The 22,874-nt window shown below is 65.8% G+C and carries 22 protein-coding genes; 8 read left to right on the forward strand and 14 right to left on the reverse strand.

Annotation, left to right across the window (positions count from 1 at the left end):
- Window positions 1-2 precede the first annotated feature (2 nt).
- Complete coding sequence (locus tag WBB07_RS28025; RefSeq protein WP_526312766.1) at window positions 3-1,154, forward strand: pyridoxal phosphate-dependent aminotransferase; 1,152 nt, start codon at window positions 3-5, stop codon at window positions 1,152-1,154.
- Here WBB07_RS28025 and WBB07_RS28030 read toward each other — a convergent pair.
- Window positions 1,151-1,897, reverse strand: a complete 747-nt coding sequence (locus WBB07_RS28030; protein ID WP_526312768.1) for a 3-hydroxybutyrate dehydrogenase — start codon at window positions 1,895-1,897, stop codon at window positions 1,151-1,153. The two genes, WBB07_RS28025 and WBB07_RS28030, sit on opposite strands and share 4 nt — an antisense overlap.
- Entirely contained in the window at window positions 1,894-3,252 is a 1,359-nt protein-coding gene (locus WBB07_RS28035) for an MFS transporter (protein WP_526312770.1), read from the reverse strand. Before WBB07_RS28035 ends, WBB07_RS28030 begins: the two co-directional genes overlap by 4 nt.
- Window positions 3,253-3,370: 118 nt before the next feature.
- Here WBB07_RS28035 and WBB07_RS28040 point away from each other — a divergent pair, with 118 nt between their 5' ends.
- Both WBB07_RS28040 and WBB07_RS28045 read left to right on the forward strand, forming a co-directional pair.
- Window positions 3,371-4,273 (forward strand): LysR family transcriptional regulator, encoded by a 903-nt coding sequence (locus WBB07_RS28040; RefSeq protein WP_526312772.1) that lies wholly within the window; start codon window positions 3,371-3,373, stop codon window positions 4,271-4,273.
- Window positions 4,274-4,282: 9 nt separating this feature from the next.
- Entirely contained in the window at window positions 4,283-4,519 is a 237-nt protein-coding gene (locus WBB07_RS28045) for a fibronectin-binding protein (RefSeq protein ID WP_526312774.1), read from the forward strand.
- Between the two features lie 8 nt (window positions 4,520-4,527).
- Here the strand turns inward: WBB07_RS28045 and hsaB are convergent, their stop codons facing one another.
- From hsaB to hsaA, 4 genes are read right to left on the reverse strand one after another with little or no spacing between them, the layout of a single operon-like run.
- Window positions 4,528-5,094 (reverse strand): 3-hydroxy-9,10-secoandrosta-1,3,5(10)-triene-9,17-dione monooxygenase reductase subunit, encoded by a 567-nt coding sequence (gene hsaB, locus WBB07_RS28050; protein WP_526312776.1) that lies wholly within the window; start codon window positions 5,092-5,094, stop codon window positions 4,528-4,530.
- A gap of 2 nt (window positions 5,095-5,096) precedes the next feature.
- On the reverse strand, window positions 5,097-5,996 hold the full coding sequence (gene hsaC, locus WBB07_RS28055; protein ID WP_526312778.1) for an iron-dependent extradiol dioxygenase HsaC: 900 nt from the start codon (window positions 5,994-5,996) through the stop codon (window positions 5,097-5,099).
- Window positions 5,993-6,883: a 4,5:9,10-diseco-3-hydroxy-5,9,17-trioxoandrosta-1(10),2-diene-4-oate hydrolase gene (gene hsaD / locus WBB07_RS28060; protein WP_526312780.1), complete on the reverse strand. Its 891-nt coding sequence runs from the start codon at window positions 6,881-6,883 to the stop codon at window positions 5,993-5,995. Before hsaD ends, hsaC begins: the two co-directional genes overlap by 4 nt.
- Window positions 6,884-6,896: 13 nt before the next feature.
- Window positions 6,897-8,081, reverse strand: a complete 1,185-nt coding sequence (hsaA, locus tag WBB07_RS28065) for a 3-hydroxy-9,10-secoandrosta-1,3,5(10)-triene-9,17-dione monooxygenase oxygenase subunit (RefSeq protein WP_526312782.1) — start codon at window positions 8,079-8,081, stop codon at window positions 6,897-6,899.
- A gap of 180 nt (window positions 8,082-8,261) precedes the next feature.
- Between hsaA and WBB07_RS28070 the strand changes: the two genes are divergently transcribed.
- Together WBB07_RS28070 and WBB07_RS28075 are read left to right on the forward strand one after the other, a co-directional pair.
- Window positions 8,262-9,332: a 2Fe-2S iron-sulfur cluster-binding protein gene (locus WBB07_RS28070; protein WP_526312784.1), complete on the forward strand. Its 1,071-nt coding sequence runs from the start codon at window positions 8,262-8,264 to the stop codon at window positions 9,330-9,332.
- A 21-nt stretch (window positions 9,333-9,353) separates the two neighbouring features.
- Window positions 9,354-9,926 (forward strand): hypothetical protein, encoded by a 573-nt coding sequence (locus WBB07_RS28075; RefSeq protein ID WP_526312786.1) that lies wholly within the window; start codon window positions 9,354-9,356, stop codon window positions 9,924-9,926.
- Between the two features lie 41 nt (window positions 9,927-9,967).
- On the opposite strand, the gene WBB07_RS28080 is transcribed toward WBB07_RS28075, so the two are convergent.
- Complete coding sequence (locus WBB07_RS28080) at window positions 9,968-12,082, reverse strand: acyl-CoA dehydrogenase family protein (RefSeq protein WP_526312788.1); 2,115 nt, start codon at window positions 12,080-12,082, stop codon at window positions 9,968-9,970.
- Window positions 12,083-12,365: 283 nt separating this feature from the next.
- Between WBB07_RS28080 and kstR the strand changes: the two genes are divergently transcribed.
- Window positions 12,366-12,971: a cholesterol catabolism transcriptional regulator KstR gene (kstR, locus tag WBB07_RS28085; protein WP_526312789.1), complete on the forward strand. Its 606-nt coding sequence runs from the start codon at window positions 12,366-12,368 to the stop codon at window positions 12,969-12,971.
- Window positions 12,972-12,998: 27 nt separating this feature from the next.
- Entirely contained in the window at window positions 12,999-13,742 is a 744-nt protein-coding gene (gene otsB / locus WBB07_RS28090) for a trehalose-phosphatase (RefSeq protein ID WP_526312791.1), read from the forward strand.
- Here otsB and WBB07_RS28095 read toward each other — a convergent pair.
- Genes WBB07_RS28095 through WBB07_RS28110 form a run of 4 tightly spaced genes read right to left on the reverse strand, consistent with a single transcriptional unit; the run spans window position 13,739 to window position 17,526 of the window.
- Complete coding sequence (locus tag WBB07_RS28095) at window positions 13,739-14,836, reverse strand: Rv3575c family transcriptional regulator (protein WP_526312793.1); 1,098 nt, start codon at window positions 14,834-14,836, stop codon at window positions 13,739-13,741. The genes otsB and WBB07_RS28095 overlap by 4 nt on opposite strands.
- Before the next feature lie 26 nt (window positions 14,837-14,862).
- On the reverse strand, window positions 14,863-15,723 hold the full coding sequence (locus tag WBB07_RS28100; protein WP_526312795.1) for a metal ABC transporter permease: 861 nt from the start codon (window positions 15,721-15,723) through the stop codon (window positions 14,863-14,865).
- A complete protein-coding gene (locus WBB07_RS28105; RefSeq protein ID WP_526312797.1) occupies window positions 15,723-16,514 on the reverse strand; it encodes a metal ABC transporter ATP-binding protein in 792 nt (263 codons plus the stop codon). Before WBB07_RS28105 ends, WBB07_RS28100 begins: the two co-directional genes overlap by 1 nt.
- Window positions 16,501-17,526, reverse strand: coding sequence for a metal ABC transporter solute-binding protein, Zn/Mn family (locus tag WBB07_RS28110; protein WP_526312799.1), 1,026 nt, complete (start codon window positions 17,524-17,526; stop codon window positions 16,501-16,503). The genes WBB07_RS28105 and WBB07_RS28110 overlap by 14 nt, the downstream gene beginning before the upstream one ends.
- 77 nt (window positions 17,527-17,603) lie before the next feature.
- Here WBB07_RS28110 and WBB07_RS28115 point away from each other — a divergent pair, with 77 nt between their 5' ends.
- On the forward strand, window positions 17,604-18,743 hold the full coding sequence (locus tag WBB07_RS28115; protein ID WP_526312801.1) for a GTP-binding protein: 1,140 nt from the start codon (window positions 17,604-17,606) through the stop codon (window positions 18,741-18,743).
- A gap of 24 nt (window positions 18,744-18,767) precedes the next feature.
- Here WBB07_RS28115 and aztD read toward each other — a convergent pair whose 3' ends face one another.
- The 3 genes from aztD to aztB are packed head-to-tail and all read right to left on the reverse strand — an operon-like array spanning window position 18,768 to window position 22,840.
- The gene (aztD, locus tag WBB07_RS28120; RefSeq protein WP_526312803.1) at window positions 18,768-19,973 is read right to left on the reverse strand and encodes a zinc metallochaperone AztD; all 1,206 of its coding nucleotides are present in this window, start codon (window positions 19,971-19,973) and stop codon (window positions 18,768-18,770) included.
- A 48-nt stretch (window positions 19,974-20,021) separates the two neighbouring features.
- Entirely contained in the window at window positions 20,022-20,924 is a 903-nt protein-coding gene (locus WBB07_RS28125; protein WP_526312805.1) for a metal ABC transporter solute-binding protein, Zn/Mn family, read from the reverse strand.
- A complete protein-coding gene (gene aztB, locus WBB07_RS28130; RefSeq protein WP_526312807.1) occupies window positions 20,921-22,840 on the reverse strand; it encodes a zinc ABC transporter permease AztB in 1,920 nt (639 codons plus the stop codon). Before aztB ends, WBB07_RS28125 begins: the two co-directional genes overlap by 4 nt.
- Between the last annotated feature and the right edge of the window lie 34 nt (window positions 22,841-22,874).

Consider the following 22,874-nt stretch of genomic DNA (forward strand, 5'->3'; position numbering starts at 1 on the left):
CGATGAAGACCGCGCTGCGGGCGGGCATCCCGCCGTTCTATGTCATGGACGTCTGGCTGGCCGCGGCGGAACGCCAGCGCACCCACGGCGACCTGGTGAACCTCTCGGCCGGTCAACCCAGCGTCGGCGTGCCGGGGCCGGTCCGGACCGCCGCAGCTGCTGCGCTGGAATCCGGCCAATTGGGCTACACGGTGGCCCTCGGCCTCCCGGAACTGCGGGAAGCGATCGCCTCGTCCTACGCCACAACCCACGGTGTCGCCATCGACGCCGACGACGTGATGGTGACAACAGGCTCCTCCGGCGGCTTCCTGCTGGCGTTCCTGGCCTGTTTCGACGTCGGCGACCGAGTAGCGGTGGCCAGCCCCGGGTATCCGTGTTACCGCAACATTCTCACGGCGCTCGGCTGCGAGGTGGTCGACCTCCCGTGCGGCCCGCAGACCCGGTTCCAACCGACTGCAGCAATGCTGGCCGACATCGACCCGCCACTGGACGGGGTGATCGTCGCCAGCCCCGCCAATCCGACCGGGACGGTGATAGCGCCCGAAGAGTTGGCGGCGATAGCTTCCTGGTGCGCTGCGACCGGGGTTCGGCTGATCAGCGACGAGGTGTATCACGGCCTGGTGTATCCCGGAGCGCCGCAGACCAGTTGCGCGTGGTCGACGTCGCGGGACGCCGTCGTCGTCAACAGCTTCTCGAAATACTTTGCGATGACGGGCTGGCGGCTCGGCTGGCTGGTGGTGCCGAAGTCACTGCAACGCGCCGTCGACCGCCTGACCGGCAATTTCACCATCTGTCCGCCAGTGCTGTCGCAACGGGCGGCGGTGGCGGCGTTCACCCCCGAGGCGATCGCCGAATCCAATGACCACCTGCAGCATTACGGAGCAAACCGGGACCTGGTGCTCAACGGCTTGCGGCAGCTGGGAATCGACAAGCTTGCACCCACCGATGGCGCCTTCTATGTGTATGCCGACGTGTCCCACCTGACCGATGATTCGCTGGCGTTCTGCGAACGTCTGCTGGCCGATACCGGTGTGGCGATCGCACCCGGCATCGATTTCGACCCCACCGTTGGCAACTCATTCGTGCGACTGTCGTTCGCCGGCCCCACAGCCGACATCAACACGGCGCTCGAGCGCATCGGAACCTGGATCTAGCGCGCCGACCAGCCGCCGTCCATCGTGTAAGAAGCGCCGGTCACCATGCCGGCCATCGGGGAGGCCAGCCAACCCACCAGGGCCGCAACCTCTTCGGGTTCAACAAGCCGCTTGATCGCACTCTCGGTGAGCAGGATCTTGGCCAGCACCTCATCCTCGCCGATTCCGTGAGTTCGAGCTTGATCGGCAATTTGGCTGGCCACCAATGGGGTTCGCACATATCCGGGGTTGACACAGTTACTCGTCACCCCGCGCCGACCACCTTCGAGTGCTGTCACCTTGGACAGCCCTTCGAGTCCGTGCTTGGCGGTGACGTACCCGACCTTGAACTCCGAGGCCCGCAGCCCGTGCACCGAGGAGACGTTGATGATCCGCCCGAACCCGTTGTCGTACATGTACGGAAGGGCGGCGCGCACCAGCAGGAAAGGAGCCTCCACCATCAGCGCCAGCAGGGTGCGAAATCTCTTGGGTTCGAAATCTTGAATCGGGTTGATGCTCTGCACGCCGGCGTTGTTGACCAGGATGTCGGCCTGCAGCGTCAGCCCCTCCAATGCTGCCACATCGAGAAGGTCGACGGCCCAGGCGGTTCCGTTGATCTCGTCGGCGACCGATTTGGCCGCCACCTCGTCGACATCGGCGACGGTGACGGCGGCGCCGCGGCCGGCCAGTTCACGGGCGCAGGCCGCGCCGATCCCGCTGCCTCCGCCGGTCACCAGCGCGGTGCGGCCGTCCAGATCGCTCATGCGAACGCCTTCGGATCAGCCTTGACATCGGCGGCATCGGCGATGTCAAGCGACTTCAGGTCCAGTCCGTTGGTCTCACGAACGAACAACACCGCGATCAACGTGACCAAGCAGGCCAGCGCCAGGTAGATCGCGATCGGTACCGAGGAACCGTAGATGTCCAGCAGCTTCACCGCGATCAGCGGAGCCAGCGACCCCGCCACGATGGAAGTGACCTGATAGCCAAGGGAGACACCGGAATAGCGCATCCGCGTCGGGAACATCTCGGCCATGATCGCCGGCTGGGGCGCATACATCAGCGCGTGGAACACCAGGCCGATGGTGACCGCGGCGGTCACCACCACGTAGTTGCCGCTGTCCATCATCGGGAAGGCGAAGAAACCCCATGTCGATCCGACGATCGCACCGACCAGGTACACGGGTCGGCGCCCGAAGCGATCCGAGAGGTGACCGACCAGCGGAACCACCGCGAAGTGCACCAGATGCGCCACCAGCAGATACCACAGGATGGAGGAGGTATCGGCGCCCACGTGCACCTTGAGATAGGTGATCGAGAACGTGACCACCAGGTAATACATGATGTTCTCACCGAACCGCAGACCCATCGCGGTGACAACACCGCGCGGGTAGCGCTTGATCACCTCGACGACACTGAACGACGTCGCCTTGATCCGCTCGGCTTCTTCCTGCGCGGCAACAAAGATCGGCGCGTCCGTGACCTTGGTCCGGATGTAATAGCCGACGAGCACCACCACCGCCGACAGCCAGAACGCCACCCGCCAACCCCAGGACAAGAACGCCGCATCCGAGAGGGTGCTCGTCAGCGCCAGCAGCACGATGGTCGCCAGCAGGTTTCCTGCGGGAACACCCGCCTGCGGCCAGCTCGCCCAGAATCCGCGCTGTTTGTCCGGGCTGTGCTCGGCCACCAGCAGCACCGCGCCGCCCCATTCGCCGCCGACGGCAAATCCCTGGATGAAGCGCAGCATCACCAACAGGCCCGGAGCCCAGTAGCCGATTTGTCCGTAGGTGGGCAGACAGCCCATCAGGAAAGTGGCGGCACCCACCAGCAGGAGACTGAACTGCAGCAGTTTCTTCCGGCCGTACTTGTCGCCGTAATGACCAAAAACCACGCCGCCGAGCGGGCGGGCGACAAACCCGACCGCATAGGTGGCAAACGCCAGGAAGATCGCGTTGAGCTCACTGGTGGTCTCCGAGAAGAACACCTTGCTGAACACCAACGTCGCTGCGGTCCCGTACAGGAAGAACTCGTACCACTCCACCACGGTGCCGGCCATCGACGCCGCGACGACCCGGCGCAACCCCTTCGGCACGGGTTGAGATTTCGGCTGACTCATCGCTACTCCTCGCCCCACCAGAACCTGTGATGCCCACCACAGGAAATTCGAGTATTGGTGCAGGTTCCCGCCGTGTGCAATGACCAAACACGCATCCTGCGTCTGCAAAAATGCAGATATGTCTGGTAACCAGCGGATCAGCGCTGACGATCTCCTGATCCTTCTTGCCGTCGGACGGACCGGCCGCTACACCACCGCCGCCGCCGAACTGGATCTCAACCACACCACCGTCGCCCGCCGGATCGGCGCACTGGAGCAAGCCGTCGGCGGTCGGGTACTGGCCCGGGCCGCGGGCAGCTGGGAGTTGACCGAACTCGGCCGCCAGGCACTGTCGGCCGCCGAAACGGTCGAATCCGCGGTGCGCTCACTGTCGGCACCGGACGGGCGCTCCCTCGAGGGTGTGGTGCGAATGTCGGCCACCGACGGCTTCAGCGCCTACATCGCCGCCCCGGCTGCCGCGGCGATGCAACGCCGCCACCCCGGTGTCGCCGTCGAGATCGTCGCCGCCACCCGCCGCGCCACCCAGCACCGCTCGGGGCTCGACATCGAAGTGGTGGTCGGCGAACCACAGGTACATCGGGCCGAAGCAATCCGGCTCGGCGACTACCGGCTCGGCCTGTACGGGGCAGCCGCCTACTTCGATACCCGCGGGGCACCACAGACTGTCAAAGACCTGTCCGGGCACCGGCTGGTCTACTTCATCGACTCCATGCTGCAGGTCGACGACCTCGACGTGGCCCGCACTTTTGCGCCCATCATGCGGGAATCGGTGTCCTCGACCAACGTCTTCGTCCATGTCGAAGCGACCCGCTCGGCGGCCGGGCTCGGTCTGCTGCCCTGCTTCATGGCCGACCGACACCACGATCTGACCCGGGTATTGACCGACACGGTCGCGATCCAGCTCAGCTACTGGCTGGTGGCACGTGCCGAGACGTTACGCAGACCGGAGGTCGCCGCGTACGTCGACGCCGTCCGGGAGCGAGTTCGTGACCAGCACGATGTCCTGCTGGGGATCCGGTAGGCTCACCCGATGCTGGTACGGATCGCGGCTCTCACGGGTGCGCTGGCATTGACCGGCGCCGTACTGGCCGCGCCGGCGCCCGCAGAACCGATGCCCCAATGCGAGCTCGCGCTGGCCTTCATCTGCGGCATGCTGCCCGCCATGCCGGATCTCGATCACGACATCAACCTGGACCACGATGTCCCACCGGCCAACTCGCTACCCGAAACCCAGTTCGCCGATCCCTGCGCACTGGGCTGCATCTGACATCGAGCTCACAACCAGGTGTCGGGCGTGGTGGCGGTGATGAACGCCTCCAGATCATCACGCCACTGCGCGGGCGAATTCTTGTCCGGCTCGATGCCGGTGTACTCGCCGCGATAGAACAGCAGTGGCCGCGGCTTGACTTTCGGTACCTCCGACAACGACTGCACCGCACCGAACACCACAAAATGGTCACCGCCGTCATGCACCGACGCCACGGTGCATTCGATGTGCGCGAGCGAACCCTCGATGACCGGGGTGCCGAGTCTGCCTGAATACCAGTCAATTCCGGCGAACTTGTCGGGCTCTTTGGAGCCGAAACGAGCCGAGACGTCCTTCTGTTTCTCGGTCAGGACATTGACGCAGAAACTGCCGCTGGCCTCGATCGCCTGCCATGACCGCGACACCTTGGTGGGGCAGAACAACACCAATGGAGGATCCAGAGACAACGCGGCGAACGACTGGCAGGCAAAACCTACGGGCTTGTCGTCGTGCATCGTGGTGATGATCGTGATCCCGGTGCAGAACTGCCCGAGCACATGACGAAAGGTGCGCGGGTCGATCTGTTCAGCGCTCATCGCTATTTGAAGCCGACGGTGAAGTCATGCCCCCACAAGCTGACCGCGGTGCTCTCCCGCGCCACCCAGCTGGTGTCCTCGACTTCGAGCCCTTCACAACCGAATTCGACGTCGAAGCCGCCCGGGGTCTTCATGTAGAACGACAGCATCTTGTCGTTGACATGACGGCCCAGAGTTGCCGACATCTTGACCTTGCGGCGCAACGCCCGATCCAGGCACAGGCCCACGTCGTCGGCGCTCTCCACCTCGACCATCAGATGCACGATGCCGCTGGGAGTCTCGCCGGGCATGAACGCCAAACTGTGGTGACGAGGGTTCACGCCCAGAAAGCGCAGCCACGCCGGCGCCCCGTCAGCGGGCCGGCCGACCAGCTGCGGCGGCAGCCGCATCGAGTCACGCAAGCTGAACCCCAGGACATCCCGATAGAAGTGCAGCGTTTCCGCATCGTCGCGGGTTGTCAGGACAACATGCCCCAGGCCCTGTTCCTCGGTGACAAACCGGTGACCGTACGGGCTGACCACCCGGCGGTGCTCCAGCGCCACCCCGTGGAAGATCTCCAGCGTGTTGCCGGACGGGTCGTCGAAGGTGATCATCTGATCGACGCGCCGGTCGGCGAGTTCGGTGGCGGTGGCCTCTTTGTACGGCGTGCCCTCGACATCCAGACGGTTGCGGATCTCTTGCAGACCTTCGGCGTTTGCGGTTTCCCAACCGGACTGCAGCAATTTGTCGTGCTCGCCGGGAACGATGACCAGGCGCGCCGGGAACTCGTCCATCCGCAGATAGAGCGCGCCCTCCGTCGAGCCCTTGCCTTCCACCATGCCGAGCACCTTGAGCCCGTACTCCCGCCAGGCGGCGACGTCGGTGGACTCGATACGCAGGTAACCCAGAGACCGGATGCTCATCGGGAGCCTCCCAGGAAATTGATGGTCAACTTGTTGAATTCGTCGAACTTCTCCAGCTGTGCCCAGTGTCCACACTGTCCGAACACGTGCAGCTGAACGCGCGGGATCTGCTTGAGCGCCACCAAGGCTCCGTCGAGCGGGTTCACCCGGTCTTCCCGGCCCCAGATCAGCAGCACCGGCTGACGCAGCTTGTAGACCTCGCGCCACATCATGCCCAGCTCGAAATCCGGGCCCGCGAACGACTTCCCCATCGCCTTCGTGGCCGCCAACGACTCCGGAGTGCTGGCGATCTGGAACCGCTCCTCCACGAGTTCGGGAGTGATCAGGCTCTGATCGAACACCATGATGCGCAAGAACTTCTCGATGTTCTCCCGGGTGGGGTCGGCAGCGAACCGGCCGAGCAATTTCACCCCTTCGGTGGGATCCGGGGCAAACAGGTTCACGCTCAGCCCGCCCGGGCCCATCAGAACCAGCCGACCGGCCCGCTTCGGATTGTCGAGCGCAAACCGCACCGCGGTGCCACCACCGAGCGAATTACCCACCAGGGCAGCCCGTTCGATTCCGAGGTGGTCGAACAGGTTGAGCAGCGCCTTGGCACTGTAGGCGTTGTACTGCTCGTGCTCGGTGTGCTTGTCCGAATGGCCATACCCGGGCTGGTCGACAGCCAGCACGTGAAAGCTCTTGGCCAGCACCGGGATGTTGCGACCGAAGTTGGACCAACTGGAGGCCCCGGGTCCACCACCGTGCAGCAGCACGATCGTCGGACCGTTACCCTGCCCGGCCTCGTGGTAGTGCAGCTTCATGTCGTCGGCGACCTGCGCATACCGCGACGTCGACTCGAAGGTCATCTCGGACTGGGATTCGGTTTCCTGAATGAAGGAAGTCATCGGCCGGTCCCACTCACACCATCGTGTCGGCGGGCGGCAGGCCGAACTCGTCGTTTCCGAAGATCAGGTAGGCACGCTCGGGCTCGTTGGCCGCGTGCACTCGGCCGGCATGGGCGTCACGCCAGAAGCGCTGGATCGGAGCATCATTGGCCAGCGCGGTGGCACCGGAGGCCTCGAACAGCCGATCCACCGAGGCGATCGCCCGCCCGGTGGCCCGCACCTGATCGCGACGTGCCCGGGCCCGCAGGCTGAACGGAATCTCCTTGCCCGCGCTCAGCAGTGCGTATTCGTCACCCACGTTGCCGATCAGCTGCCGCCACGCGGCGTCGATGTCGCTGGCCGCCTCGGCGATCCGGACCTTGGCAAACGGGTCGTCCTTGGGCCGCTCCCCGGCGAAGGCCGCACGGATCCGCTTGCCCTGATGCTCGACGTGGGCATCGTAGGCGCCGTATGCCATCCCGACGATGGGCGCCGAGATCGTTGTGGGATGCACAGTGCCCCAGGGCATCTTGTACACCGGGGCGGTGTTGGTCCGGTAGCCGCCCGCGGTGCCGTCGTTCATCGCCTTGTAGGACAGGAAGCGGTGGGTGGGAACAAAGACGTCCTTGACGACCACCGTGTTGCTGCCGGTGCCACGCAGGCCGACCACATGCCACACATCGTCGATCTCGTACTCGGTGCGCGGAATCAAGAAGCTGCCGAAGTCGACCGGCCGGCCGTCTTTGAGAACCGGACCACCGAGGAACGCCCAAGTGGCGATATCGCAGCCCGAGGACCAATTCCAGGCGCCACTGACCAGATATCCGCCGTCGACGACAGTGCCTGCGCCCATCGGGGCGTAGGACGAGGACACCCGCACCGTGGGATCCCCACCCCAGACATCTTCCTGGGCCTGCTGATCGAAGAGCGCCAGATGCCAGTTGTGCACGCCGATGATCGAGGACACCCAACCGGTGGAACCGCAGGCACTGGCGATCCGACGGACTGCCTCGTAGAACAGCGTCGGATCCGTCTGCAGCCCGCCCCACTGCTCGGGCTGGAGCAACTTGAAGAACCCGACCTCATCGAGCTGCGCGACGGTTTCGTCGGGGATCCGGCGCAGATCCTCGGTAGCTTGGGCGCGCTCACGGATCTGGGGTAGCAGATCGTCGATGCCGGCCAAGACCGATTGTGCGTCACGTTGTTGAATGGAAGTCACTGCATTTCCTCCCGGGGGGTGCGGAGACCCGTAAAGATCTGGGGTCAAGACTAGAACACGTTACGATTTGTGTCGAGAACCGCCGACATGCAGGCGTTGGACCTGCGAAGGCCCATTTCTGCAACCTGTTCTAGTTATGATGGACCAGTTGTGCAACACGGCAACGAGGAGGACGTAGTTGTGACGGACGAGCCGCTCGGAAGCCACGTACTGGAACTCGAGATCGCCGAAGTCGTCGCCGAAACCGACGACGCCCGGTCGCTGGTCTTCAAAGTGCCCGCCGGCGCCGAAGTCGACTCATCGCGGCTACGGTACGCGCCGGGACAGTTCCTGACGCTGCGCGTACCCAGCGACCGCACCGGTTCGGTGGCTCGCTGCTACTCGCTGTGCAGTTCACCGCACACCGACTCCGCGCTGACCGTCACCGTCAAGCGCACCGTCGACGGCTACGCCTCGAACTGGCTGTGCGACAACGCGCACGCCGGCATGAAGATGCATGTCCTGGCTCCGTCGGGCACATTTGTGCCGAAATCGCTCGACGGCGATTTCCTGCTCCTGGCCGCAGGCAGCGGAATCACACCGATGCTCGCGATCTGCAAGTCCGCGCTGTCGCAGGGCACCGGTCAGGTCACCGTCATCTACGCCAATCGCAACGAGAACTCGGTGATCTTCGCCGATGCGCTGCGCGACCTGGCCGCCGAGTATCCCGACCGGTTGTCGGTGATCCACTGGCTGGAATCGGTTCAGGGCCTGCCCTCGGTCGCAGCACTGACCCGACTGGCCGAGGCACACACCGCCCGGCAAGCGTTCATCTGCGGACCCGGCCCTTTCATGGCCGCCGCCCAGCAGGCACTCACCTCCTTGGGCATGCCGGACAGTCAGGTCCACGTCGAGGTGTTCCGATCCCTGGACACCGACCCGTTCGCCGCGGTGAAGATCGAACAGATCGACGAGGACGCCGAGGGTTACCAGCCTCCCGCCACCGCGGTGGTGACACTCGACGGCACCACCCACGAGCTGACTTGGCCCCGAAACACCAAACTGCTCGACGTGCTGCTCGACAAAGGGCTCGACGCACCGTTCTCCTGCCGGGAGGGCCACTGCGGCGCCTGCGCGGTGCTGATGAAAAGCGGTGAAGTGACCATGGAGATCAACGATGTCCTCGAGCAGTCAGATCTCGACGAGGGCCTGATCCTCGGCTGCCAGGCGCTTCCCACAACGGATTCCGTCGAAGTGACCTACGACGAATAGCGAACGGATACTTTCGTGCAGATGAAGCGGCTGACGTCAGGTATCGCAGCACTGTTTGTGGCGGCCCTCGTGAATCCGGGGGCGGCCGCAGCGGCCGCCGACTCGGGCTTCGCCTCCATCCCGGTGGATCCGGTGACCCAGTTGGAGATGCACGTCAACGCCAACTGTGTCGCCGCCGAGGGCAGGTGTTATTTCGATACCCAGGCCAACCTGATGACACCCAACGGGCCCGCCGGGTTCCCCGGCGATTTCTGGGCTCGGCAGACCATCACGGTGCGCAGCACCGACCGCAACGTGTGGCAGCAAGCCGAGTACAGCGCCCCGGCGGGAATGCCACGGGAAACCAAGGGCGCCAATCACGACAACGTGCTGTCCCGGATGCTGAAAAACGTCAGCGGCGTCGAGATATCGGTGACCTACTTCGGAGGTGGACCGCTCGAACGCTTCCGGGTCGACGGCAGTTCGGTGCCCACCGACTGGGTCAGCGGCCGCACCGACACCGTCGCCGACTTCATCGTCTGCTCCCAGATCCAGGTGGTCTACGGCGGCCACAATGTGACGTCGCGGGGGGCCTGCGCGCAGACGAGGTTCTGACCCGGCACCGCCGACGATGCCGGGTCAGATACCCCGAATGGTCAGCGTGGCAGTCCCAGTAGCCTCTCACCGGCCAGTGTCAGCAGGATCTGCTCGGTGCCGCCGGCGATCGTCAGGCACCTGGTGTTGAGGAAGTAACGCACCTCGGGATTGTCGACCAGCCCACGTCCGGCCGTGAGCTCCATGACGCGTTCGGCCAATGCCTGTCGGTAGCGCACCCCGACAAGCTTGCGCATGCTCGACTGCGCACCCGGATCGCGGCCGCCGACAGCCATCTCGGCGATCCGCTGATCCAGCAACGAGCCGATCTGAGCAGCAACGATCAATTGGCCCAACACATCCCGTTCGGCCACGTCGAGATCGGCAGAGCCGACCGCGTGCAACAGGTCCTCCATGCCCTTGTCGAGTTTCCCCCCACCGCCCATGGCGACCCGCTCATTGGCCAGCGTGGTCCGCGCCAGCGGCCAGCCACCGTCGACCGGGCCGACCACCAGGTCGTCCGGCACAAACACGTCATCGAGGAAGACCTCGTTGAACAACGCCTCGCCGGTGATCTCACGCAGCGGCCGGATCAGCAGACCCGGGGCGCTCATGTCCACCAGGAAGTAGGTGATGCCTTTGTGTTTCGGAGCGTCGGGATTGGTACGAGCCAGACACACCCCCCAGTTGGCGCGCTGGGCGTTCGACGTCCAGACCTTCTGCCCCGTGAGCAACCAACCACCCTCGGTGCGAACAGCTTTGGTGCGCAGTGCCGCCAAATCCGAACCCGCACCCGGTTCGGAGAACAGCTGGCACCAGCACACCTCGCCGGACAGCGTGCCCGGGATGAACCGCTCGATCTGCTCCGGTGTGCCGTGCTCGAGGATGGTGGGTGCGGCCCACCAGCCGATGGAGATGTCGGGCCGATCGACTCCGGCGGAGGCAAGCTCCTCATCGATGAGCAACTGCACCGCGGCCGAGGCGTCGCGGCCGTACGGAGTGGGCCAATGCGGCGCCTCCAAGCCTGCTTCGGCCAGTGCCGCCTGACGCTGATCCTCGGGCAGCGCGGCGATCCCGGCGATGTCCGCGGCTAGCCCGGCGCGTTGATCCTCGACGTCGCTGAGGTCGATGCCGAGCCGTCTGCGCAGCCCGCCCAAGGTCAGCTCCGCCACCCGGCGTGACCAGAGCTCACGGCCACCGAGCAGCTGCGCGATCGCGTAGGCACGGCGGAAGTACAGATGCGCGTCGTGTTCCCAGGTGAAGCCGATCCCGCCGAGTACCTGGATACAGTCCTTGGCATTGCGGATCGCGGCATCGATGCAGGTGGTGGCGGCCACGGCAGCCGCGATGGACAGCTGATCGGGATCGGAATCCGCGGCGGCCCGCGCCGCATCCGAGGCGGTGATGGCCGCCTGCTCCGACCGCAGCAACATCTCGGCGCACATGTGCTTGACGGCCTGGAAGCTGCCGATCGGCTTGCCGAACTGCTCACGCACCTTGGCGTATTCGGTCGCGACGTTCAGGGCCCAGCGGGCGATTCCCGCGGCCTCGGCTGCGTAGACGGTGGCCGTCAGATCCCGTAGCCGGTCGCCGGCCACCGGCAACGGCACCGCCGCCGCGCCGGTCAACGTGACCCGGCCCAGCTGTCGGGAGAAGTCCGTGGGGGCCAGCAGCTCCACGTCGACACCGCCGGTCGTCGCGTCGACCAGCACCCAGCGGTCGCCGGCGGGCAGGAGCAGCAGCGAGTCGGTGTCGGCGCCGATCACGTAATCCGCGCGACCCGAGACCAGCCTGCCGTCGAAGTCCAGGTCCGCAGACAGGGCGAGCCCGGCGGAGCGCTCACCGGCGGCCAGGGCCTCCAACAGCGCCGGGTCCTCCACCACCAACGTCGCCACCGCCGTCGAGGCCAACGGACCCGGGATCAGGGCGGCGGCCGCTTCATCGACCATCGCGCACAGGTCACCGATGCTGCCCCCGGCACCGCCGGCATCCTCGGAGACGGCGACACCAAAAAGCCCGAGTTCGGACAACGCGGCGAACACCGGACGCCACGCCTGCGGCTTGCCCTGTTCGATATCGCGGATCGCTGCGATGGCCCCCGACGTGGCCGCCCAACTCCGAACCAGCTCCCGGGCAGCTAACTGTTCAGCAGCCGTACTGCCAGCAACTCCAGACACCGCACACTCCTCGGTTTCGCGTCAGAAGGCCGATGCGACCCACTAGAACGTGTTCTAATAGTGACAGTGATCGACCGTCAAGTCGACCGCCGCCACAGCAGTACACAGGCGACACTCACGGAAGTCTCGAGGGCCCGGAGGTGAGATATTCAGGTCCGCGATGCGTATCGTTTGGTTCGGTCCGTGAGAAGAAGGAGCTGCCGGCCGCATGTCCCAGGCGCCTATGTCAGCACAAAGCAAGCCGGACCAGAGGTCCGCGGCACAACCGCGTGAGGTAACCACCGTGGCAGTCCTCGCCGAATCCGAACTCGGATCCGAAGCTCAGCGCGAGCGTCGTAAACGCATCCTCGACGCCACGATGGCCATCGCTTCCAAAGGGGGCTACGAGGCCGTCCAGATGCGCGCCGTGGCCGATCGTGCCGATGTGGCCGTCGGCACGCTGTACCGCTACTTCCCCTCCAAGGTTCACCTGCTGGTGTCCGCCCTGGGCCGGGAGTTCGAGCGAATCGACGCAAAGACCGATCGCAGCCCGGTCGCGGGCAGCAGCCCGTACGAACGACTGAACTTCATGGTGAGCAAGCTCAACCGGGCGATGCAGCGCAACCCGCTGCTGACCGAGGCGATGACGCGGGCGTACGTGTTCGCCGATGCCTCGGCCGCCGGTGAGGTTGATCACGTCGAGAAGATCATCGACTCGATGTTCGCCCGCGCGATCGCCGACGGCAATCCCAGCGAAGACCAGTTCCACATCGCCCGCGTGATCTCCGATGTGTGGCTGTCCAACCTGCTCGCCTGGCTGACCCGGCGAGCCTCCGCCACCGATGTGAGCAAACGCCTGGATCTGGCGGTGCGCCTACTGATCGGCAGCGAGGAAGACTCCAAGATCTAAAGGGGCCTCACCCCTAAGATCTGACGGGTGAGCCTCCCGGAAGACGTCCTGACCGCTCTGCGCCAGGTGGCGCAGGTCCCGGTGCTACTGGTCACCTCGGATTTCGATGGCACCGTGGCACCGATCGTGAACCACCCCGCCGATGCCCGTCCGGTGGCGGCCGCCGCAGAAGCACTGCGGACCCTGGCCCAGCTGCCGGCCACATCGGCGGCCCTGATCTCGGGACGTGCCCTGGCCGACCTGGAGACGCTGTCCGGACTCGTCGGTGCGGTGAACCTGGTCGGCAGCCACGGCGCCGAGTTCGACACCGGATTCGCCCACGAGATCGACAGCGCACTGCTGCAAACGATCGTCGACGAGTTGACGGTGATCGCCAACCGCTATCCGGGCGTCACCGTCGAGCCGAAACCGGCCAGTGTGGCACTACACGTCCGCAATGCCACACCGGCCGACGCCGATGCCGCCCTCGATGCCGTCCGGACCCGATCGGCGGGCTGGGACGCCCACGTCACCGAAGGCAAAGCGGTCCTCGAATTTGCGGTGATCACCACCGACAAAGGTGAAGCGATCGACATCCTGCGCCGGCGCGACAACGCCGACGCCGTGGTGTTCTTCGGCGACGATGTCACCGACGAGAAGGCCTTCCTCAGGCTGCACGCTACGGACCTGGGCGTGAAGGTCGGTCCGGGCGATACCGCCGCGGCATACCGGATCTCATCACCCGACGAGGTAGCCGAGGCGCTGCAGATCCTGGTGGAACAGCGACGTTAGCCGGGCGGTCCGACGGTGCGGCCGCGGATCAGCTCTGTGGGAAGCACGTCGATCACCGGTAGCCCGTCGCGCGGCGGGCTGTGCAGCAAGGAGCCTGCCCGCCGGCCCTTCTCCAGACTCGGCTGCGCCACCGTGGCCAAACCCCGCTTGATGGCCTCCGGGATCCCGTCGAACCCGGTCACCGTGATCTGTCCGGGCACGTAGATGCCCCGGGCCCGCAGGTGATCCATCGCCGACAGCGCCAGCACGTCTGCGGTGCACATCAGCGCGGTGATCCGCGGGTTGACCGTCAGCGCCAGTTCGGCGGCGGCACCGCCTGAGGTGGGCCCGTGTTCGAAGCTCTCCACGATTATCAGGTCGGCCGGGTCCAGACCGGCAGCGGCCATCGCATCGCGGACACCGCCGATGCGTTCACTCTGCCCATGGAAGAGCTTGGAGTCCAACCGGTCCGGGCTGGCGACCGTGGGCGATCCGCCCTCGGCCGGCTGCAGTCCCAACCGCATGGTGAGCAACCCGATCTCGCGGTGCCCGAGACCGATCACGTACTCGGTGATCTCCCGCATGGCGGCTCGGTCGTCGATGCACACCAGCGACGTGCCAGGGATGTCGCGCGGCTGGTCGACGAGCACCACCGGAAGCCGACGGTCCAGCACCGAACGCAGGTAAGGATCATCCTCGGCAGCGGAATACACCACGAAGCCGTCGACTCCCGCCGACAACACCGCGCTGGATCCCTCTGCCACATCGCGGCCGGGACTCACGGCAACCAGCAGCAGGCCCTGCCCCACCTCTTCGCAGGATTCGGCCAGCCCGGCCACAAAGTTCAGTGCGGCCGGGTCGGAGAACGAATAGGTCAGCGGCTCGGTGATCACCAACCCCACCGCTCCGGCCTTGCGGGTGCGCAGCGACCGCGCCACCGGGTCCGGGCCGGCGTAACCCAACCGTTTGGCGGTGGCGAACACCCGCTCCCGCAGATCGGCGGACAACTGATCGGGCCGGTTGTAGGCATTCGAGATGGTGGTCCGAGACACCTTGAGTTCGGCGGCGAGTGAGGCCAAAGTGGCCCGCCGACGCGGGGCGGGGCTTCTCGGCATGCTCTGTGACGTTAGCCGATGCGCCGTCAGACTCCGGCTTTGGCCACCGATCCGGGTCGCTGCGCCATCCCCCATACCGCCAACCAGACCAGGCACACGATCGTGACGATGACAAAGCTCGGGGGCAGATCGAACACCGATGACATCACCAGGCCCACCCAGACCGCAGCCACCGACAGAGCCGTCGACACCAGCATCGCCACGACAGGACGCGCCGTGAGCATGATCGCGGTGGCGGCCGGGGTGACCACCAAGGCGAACAACAGCAGCGTGCCCACCGCCTGCACAGCCATGGTGACGGCCAGTCCCAGCAGCGCCATGAACACCATCGACAGGGCCCGAACCGGCACCCCTTTGGCCTCGGCGACGTCGGTGTTGACCGAGGCGAACAGCAACGGCCGGAAGATCGCCGCGATGGTGACCGCCAGAACCGCAACCAGGACCGCAAAGATCAGCAACTGGTCGTGGGTCACCGCGAGCAGATTCCCGAACAGCACGTTGGTGACGGTGCTGCTGCTCTTGGTGGCCTGCGAACTGAAGAACAGCCCGAGTCCGGTGGCCGCGGCCAGAACCGTCCCGGTGGCGATCTCACGGTCTTCGGCTTTTTTGCCCAGCGCCCCGATGACGAGGGCGCCGCCGATACAGAACACCCCCAGCCCCAGGGTCACCGGAACTCCCAGCAGCACCGCGCCGGTGGCGCCCGGAAACCCGATGTGCGCCAACGCGTGCGCAGCAAAAGCGGTGTTGCGGACCACGATGAAGTAGCCGATCAGACCGGCGGCCAGCGCCACCAGCGTTCCTCCGACGAGGGCGTTTCGCATGAAGGCCGATGTGAGGATCTGCCACCAGTTCTCTTGGTAGCCAAGCGCGATCAACTCGGTGGTCACTACACGCTCCTCATGTACAGGTCACCCTGCGGGGTGTGCACCACTTGGATCGACGTCCCGTAGAGGTGGCTGAGGAGTTTCTCATCGACCACTTCACCCATCACGTCGAAATGAGCGTGGCCGTCCAGAAGATAGATCGCGCTGTCCAGGACGCCGAGCAACGGGTTGAGGTCGTGGGCGACCACCAAGATGCTCACTCCGAACTCGTCGCGGATCCGACCGAGAAGCGTGACGATCTCACGCTGGTTACGCAGATCGATGGCCGCCAGGGGTTCGTCGAGGATCAGCAGCTGGGGTTGGCTGACCAGGGCCTCGGCGATCGCCACCCGTTGCCGTTGCCCGCCGGAGAGCTCCGAGAGCCTGCGGCCGGCGAACTCCGACGCGCCGACGGCCGCCAGCGTCTCCGACACCCGGCGCCGCTGATCGGCGGTCGGGCGGGCAAAACCCCAACGGTTCCCGATGAGACCCAGCAGGACCGCGTCCGAAGCGCGGATCGTGTTACCGGCGGCCGCCGCATAGTGCTGGGGGACGTAGCCGATCAGGTCGGTGGCCTGCCCGGGCGGCCGGTCGAGCACCCTGACCGTGCCCGAGGCCACCCGGATCAGACCGAGCACCACCTGGAGCAGCGTGGTCTTGCCCGACCCATTGGAACCGATGACCGCGGTGATGCCACCGATGGGCACCTCGAAGGTGCCCTCCGACCAGATCAGTCGGCCACCGCGCACCACGCTGACGTCATCGAAGGACAGCGCAGCCGCCGGGGCGCCGGGTGCCGGATCAGATCCTGACACCGAGCGCCTCGGCCAGCGAGTCGAGTTGTTGCACCTGCCAAGCCTCGAACGAATCAGTGCCCGGCGCCACCGTTTCGGTGACCTCGACCACCGGGATGCCCGCGGACTCGGCCGCCGCGCGTAGCTGTTGCGGCACCGAGCCTTCGGTCTGCGTGTTGTAGATCAAGACGTCGACCTCCTTGTCCCCGAGCAATCGCAGGAACGCGTCGAGGTCGGCGGGCGACGGGTCGGTTTCGTTGGCACTCGAGGCCTGGAATCCCACCGGTGTCCGGTTGGTCAGCCCGACGGCGGCGGCCATGTCGTCGAAGACACTCTCGGTGGCTGCGTAGCTCTTGCCGGCCGAGCCCGACTTGATGGCGTCGATGGTGCTGAAATACGGCTGAAGCGAGCTCTCGAAGGCAGTGTGCCGCTGATCGAAGTAGTCGGCGACGTCGGGGGCGAGCGCACTGAGTCGAGCCGTGACGGCATCGGCGACCGCGGTGACAGCCGTCGGGCTGTACCAGGCGTGGGGGTTGGTCCCGCCGTCGTGGTCGTGGCCGTCGTGGTCGTGCTCGTCGGCGCCGTGCTCGTCGGGGCTGTGGTCGTCCGCGCCGTGCTCGTCTTCGGGTGTCCCGGCAGCTGCGAGCGCGTCGACGACGGGGGCGTTGGGCGCCGAGGTGGCAGCCAGCTTGGTGGCCCATTCGTCGTAGTGGCCGCCGTTGACGACAATCAGCTGCGCTCCCTCGAAGGTCGCCGCATCCGACGGGGCCGGTTCGTAGTCGTGTGGATCCACCGACGACGAAGCCAGCACCGTGGTGACCCGGGCGCAGTCACCACCCAGCTCGGAGACGATGTCGCCCCACTGGTCGACGCTGACGACAACCTCGACCGGGGTCACCGGACAACTGCTCGCCATTTCCCTGGCCGAGGTGGAGGACGGGGACCCACCTTGCCCGCTGGAACAGGCCACGAGGACCAGCGGCGTCGCCAGCGCAGTGCAGAGGGTGAGCGTGCGGAACTTCGAGACTCCCATGGGCGGTAATGATAACCATTTGCATCAATACGAACCCAACTCGGATTCCGTTATTAGAAATCATTACCATTAACAGCATGACTCGATCCCCCCTGCCCGTCACCGTCCTCTCCGGCTTCCTGGGTGCCGGCAAGACGACGCTGCTCAACCACATCCTGGCCAACCGGGAGGACCGCCGGGTGGCCGTCATCGTCAACGACATGAGCGAGGTGAACATCGACGCCGCACTGGTGGCCGGTCAGGGCCATCTTGATCGCACCCAGGAAAAGCTCGTCGAACTCACCAACGGCTGTATCTGCTGCACCCTCCGGGAAGACCTCATCGAAGCGGTGGGCACGCTGGCGCGGCAGCACCGGTTCGACCACCTGGTCATCGAGTCCACCGGCATCTCCGAGCCCATGCCCGTCGCTGCGACATTCGAGTGGGAGTTCGAGGACGGCTTCCGGCTCGGCGATCTGGCGAAGCTGGACACCATGGTCACGGTGGTCGACGCATCGACCTTCCTGCCTGAGGTCGCGAAGGGGCAGACACTGCAAGAACGGGATATGAGCGCCGGCGAAGGCGACTCCCGCAGCATCTCCGATCTGCTGGTCGACCAGGTGGAGTTCGCCGACGTCATCCTGCTCAACAAGACCGATCTGGTGGGCCCGGCCCACCTCGGCGCCGTCGAGACGGTACTGCGCCGGCTCAACCCCCGCGCCGAGATCGTCCGCACCGACCACGGCATCGTCGACCTGCCCAAGGTGCTCTCGACCGGGCGATACGACCCCATTGCAGCAGCCGAATCGCCCGGCTGGGACGAGGAGATCGCGGGTGGCCACTCCCCCGAGACCGAGGAGTACGGAATCAGCTCGATGACTTTTCGCGCCGACCGCCCGTTTCATCCTCAGCGACTGGGCGAGACGCTCGGCGAGTTACGAGGTGTGCTGCGCAGCAAGGGATTCTGCTGGATCGCCAGCCGTCCGGACATCGCGGCAATCTGGTCGCAGGCCGGGCCGAACCTGGTCATCGAACCGGCCCAGTATTGGTCGCACACCGAGATCGAGCCGGGCCAGGAGGTTGTCCTGATCGGAATCCGGCTCGACCGCGGTGCCGTCCACACCATGTTGCAAGCTGCGCTCCTGACCGACGACGAACTGACCCAAGGCCGGTCCGTGTGGGCCAGCTACCCCGATCCGCTGCCCGAATGGGGTGTGACACAAGGCCACTCGCACTGATTCAGTTCACTCCCGAGTGTCGACTCAGTGCTCGTGACCGGCTGGGCCACTGATCTCGTTGGGGGTGTTGGGCAGGGTTGCGGTCTCGGTGACCTCGCCGGTCTCGACATCCACCAACTTGATCTCGTTGGACGCCGGATCGGTGACGTAGACATCATGACCGCGGGTGAACACCGTGGGCCTCGGCTGCTGCCATTCGTCGGGTTCGGTCCACGGCCCCACCACGTCGATGCTGCGAACGAATTCGGCTGTAGCAGGATCGACCACGTAAAGTCTGCCGTCGGTACCGAGCATCAGCGCCTCGGCGTGCGGACCCCTTGCCAGGGACCGGAACGAGTAGCTGACGCCGGCCGGGAGCGACACCAGCCGAAGCTGGTTGGAGGTGGTGTCGATCAGCGCGAATTGATTGGGCCGCTCGAGCTCGGCGTCCGGGTCGGTCTTGTAGTCCCCTAGTGCAATCGGCGAGTCGGCGCTGCCCTTCAGGTTGCCGGTGCGGCCGTACGCGTCCGGGCTCGGGATCTTGGTGAAGACGCCCGCCCGGTAGACCAAAGGCCCGTTCTCGCAACCGAAGACAACTGCCTCGTCGGCGACAACCGTCTCACCGTGCAGGCCGGGACACTGGTCACTGGCGGCGATCTCCGTGCCGCCGGCGGCCAGGGCGACGGCGCCGGTGCGGCCATCTTCGGTACCCTCGCTGACCACCCGGGTGCCGTCGTCGAGCACCACGGCCACCCCATGGTGGGCCGTCGGAGTGTTGAACTTTTCGGTCTGCGGCACACCGTCACTCAGCTCGTGAGCGTCGAAGATCGTGACTTCGCCGGTACCGTCGGCGAACAGCGCGGTGGTTTCACCGTGGACCACCACATGACCGGGTTCCGCGGCCGGGAACGTGACATCGGTGAGCCGGCCGGTGGTGGCGTTGAGCGCCTGGAAACCGTCACCGGTCGAGATCAGCACGTGGCTGTCGTCGCCTGCCGGATTCACCCTCAGAAATCCGTCCATCGGAATCTCGTTCTTGAGTTCGAGGGTCTCGCCGTCGAGAACCGCGACCCCTCCGTCGTACGTCACCACCAGCGGTTCGGTGACGGTGAGCTCGGCAGGCGCCCCCGGTGCCGCAGAACCGGCGGCAGGAGTCTGGGAATCCTCGGCGGCTCCGCCGCCACAGCCGGCCAGCACCAGCGCGGTCAACACCGCCCCCGAGACAAGTGCCACCTGATTACGTTCGGACATGTTTTCTCCTATCTGATTGTGGTGCAGGCATAGTGGCGAGATCCGACGTCAGTTGCCGGAGAGCCCGGCAATGATCGTGTCGGTGTTCGCGGTCATCATGTCGAGATAAGTCCCGGCCGCAGTGCCGGGTTCGTCGAGCGATTCGCTGTACAGCGACACCACGTCCACATCGACACCCGACTGTGACGCCAGCGCCCGAGCCAGCCGGTCCGGCTGGGAGGTGTCGACAAAGATCGTCTTGACCCCGGTCTGCCGGATCGCCGCCGACAGCGCTTCGAGGTCCGAGGGCGCCGGTGAGGCCAGCGTCGTCCCGCTGGGGACGACGGCACCGACGACGGTCAATCCGTACCGCCGGGCGAGGTAGCCGAGCACGTGGTGGTTGGTCACCAGTGCCCGCCGATCCTCCGGAATCTCTGAGAAACGTTGTGTCATCAGGTCTGACAGCTCACGCAGCTGTTCTCGATAGGCCTGCGCGTTGGCCGGAATCCGGGTTGCGCCGGGTAGCCGCTCGACCAAGGCCGCCTCGATGACGTCGACCGCGGCGATCATTCGTTCGGGGTCCATCCAGAAATGCGGATCGGGTGCATTCTCGGTGTCGCCACCGGAGAACGAGATGGCGTCAATGCGATCGCCGACCGCAAGAGTCGCCACCCCGCGTCCCGCGGCGGCATCGACGTGGTGCTGCACGCCTTCTTCCAGCCCCAAGCCGTTGTAGACGATGAGCTCGGCCCGGGAGACGGCGTCGGCCTGCTGAGCGGACAGTTCGAAGGAGTGCGGATCGGCATTGCGCTTCATCAGCACCGTGACATCGGCCGACTCGCCCACCAGATTGCTCACGACATCACCCAAGATGTTTGTCGTCACGACGATGTGCTCACCACCATCGCGACGGGTATCCGTGCCGCAACCCACCAGCACCAGCACCAGCAGTGCAACCCAGCAGAATCTCATCGCCCGGTCTCGACCATCAGATCCGGGGCCACCGAGGTCCGCAGCGTGCGCGCCAGCCGCAGCCCATCTCGATAGTCGATCTCGTATACCGCTTGGGCGGCAGCGTCATTGACATAGGCCCGATCGGTGTCCACTTCGATCACCGGCGCGGGGATACCGGAATCCATCCCCGCCGCGAACAGGGGCAGCTCAGCAGTCTGGGTGGCCGTCGCCGTATCGAGCAGCCGCAGCACTCCATCGCGAGTCAGCGCCAAGATCTGGCCGTCGCCTGCGGAGTTCGCCGCGAGTACGCCCGGCACCGGCACCGCCGTCCAGGTCTTCTCAGTGCTGTTCAGTACCCAGACCCGGGCGCCGTCGTGACCCACCAAGGTGCCCTCCCGCCCGCGATTCTTCAGCGCGCCCAGTACCGGCTGCTCGGTGGCCGGGAAGGGAATGCTCGTCACCTCGGGCGTGCTGCCACCCGCTATTCGGACAGCGCCGTCTCGACAGGACATCACCACGGCACTGCGGGTGGTCGCCGCGCCGGCGGCCATCTCACAGCGCACCGGTAGCACCGACACCGTTCCGTCGGGACCGACGGCCCGCAGTTCCCCGTCGTCGGTCGCCACCACTGTCACATCACCGTGAGCAATGGCGGCCCGCCCGCGCGGCACGCCCGGAATCACCACGATCTGTCCGTCTTCCAATGACTTTCGATCAAGCAGCGCGTCTGCATCCACGACACCGGGCACCGATGGTGACGTGGCGTAGTAGTGGTTGTGATCACCGTGACCGAAGGTCCAGGCTCCGGAATCGACCACGGTGAACTCGTTTTCGCCGAGCAAGTAGCCGAACCGACCATCGCCGACAAGGCCTCGCACCGGCCCGAATTTGCCGACAGTCACCCCTGTCTCATCCAGAGCGTCCAGGATTTCCGTTGCACCACTGCTGGAGTCGACGACCACCAGTCGGGTGGGTGCATCGGCAAGCTCGCGAACACCCGGCTGCGGAGTCGGTTCGGCGGCCACAACAGACGTCGGCGGCTCTGGGGCCGGCGGCGACTCCCCGGCGCAACCGACCACCGTCACGGCGGCTGCCGCCACCGCCGTCAGTGCACGGAACCGGGTGAACAGGGCCCGGCCCAGCAGCGAGGCAAAGAACAACCCCACTGCGGTGATCGCGATGGTGGCCCCGCCCGCGGTCCCGACATGCCAGGACACCACCAAACCCGTCACCACTGCGAGCGCGCCGACAGCGGCGGCGCCCACCATGATCTGCGGAATGCTGTGCGCCCACACCAATGCGGCCGCGGGCGGAGCCACCAGCAGGCCCAACATCAGCAGCGTGCCGACCACCTGGAAGGACGCCACTATCGCCACCGCGATCAGCACGGTCAGCGCGGCCACCGCCACGGACGGCCGGAGATCGAGCGTCTGCGCTTTACGCACATCGAAGGTGGCGGCCACAAAAGCGCGCCTGCCGACAAAGGCCACCACCGCGACGACAACAAGCGTCGCAGCGAGTCCGGTGATGTCACCATCTGTCGCGGCAAGGACGTCACCGAACAGCAGCGCCGTCAGATCGGTTGCGTAACTGCGTGAGTGTGATACCACGATGACACCGAGGGCCAGCATGCCGACAAGCAGCAGCCCGATGCTGGTGTCCGGTGACAGCCGAGTCGACGAGCCGAGAGCCGAGACCCCGTAGGCCATCGCCAATGCGGCCGCCAGCGCGCCCAACACGATGTTGCCACCGAGCGCCGAAGCCAGGGCAACGCCGGGCAGCACCCCGTGGGCCATGGCCTCGCCCAGGAACGCGGCACCGCGCAGGACCACCCAGGTGCCGACGACGGCGCAGATCATCGCGGCGATCAGACCGGCGATCAACGCCTGCCGGACGAGATCGGATTGGAAGGGTTCAGTGAGCAAGCCGAGCACAGCATGAACCATAGTCGGTAATGACAACCATTAT

The organism is Mycobacterium sp. (genome assembly GCF_049647605.1).
GTDB lineage: Bacteria > Actinomycetota > Actinomycetes > Mycobacteriales > Mycobacteriaceae > Mycobacterium.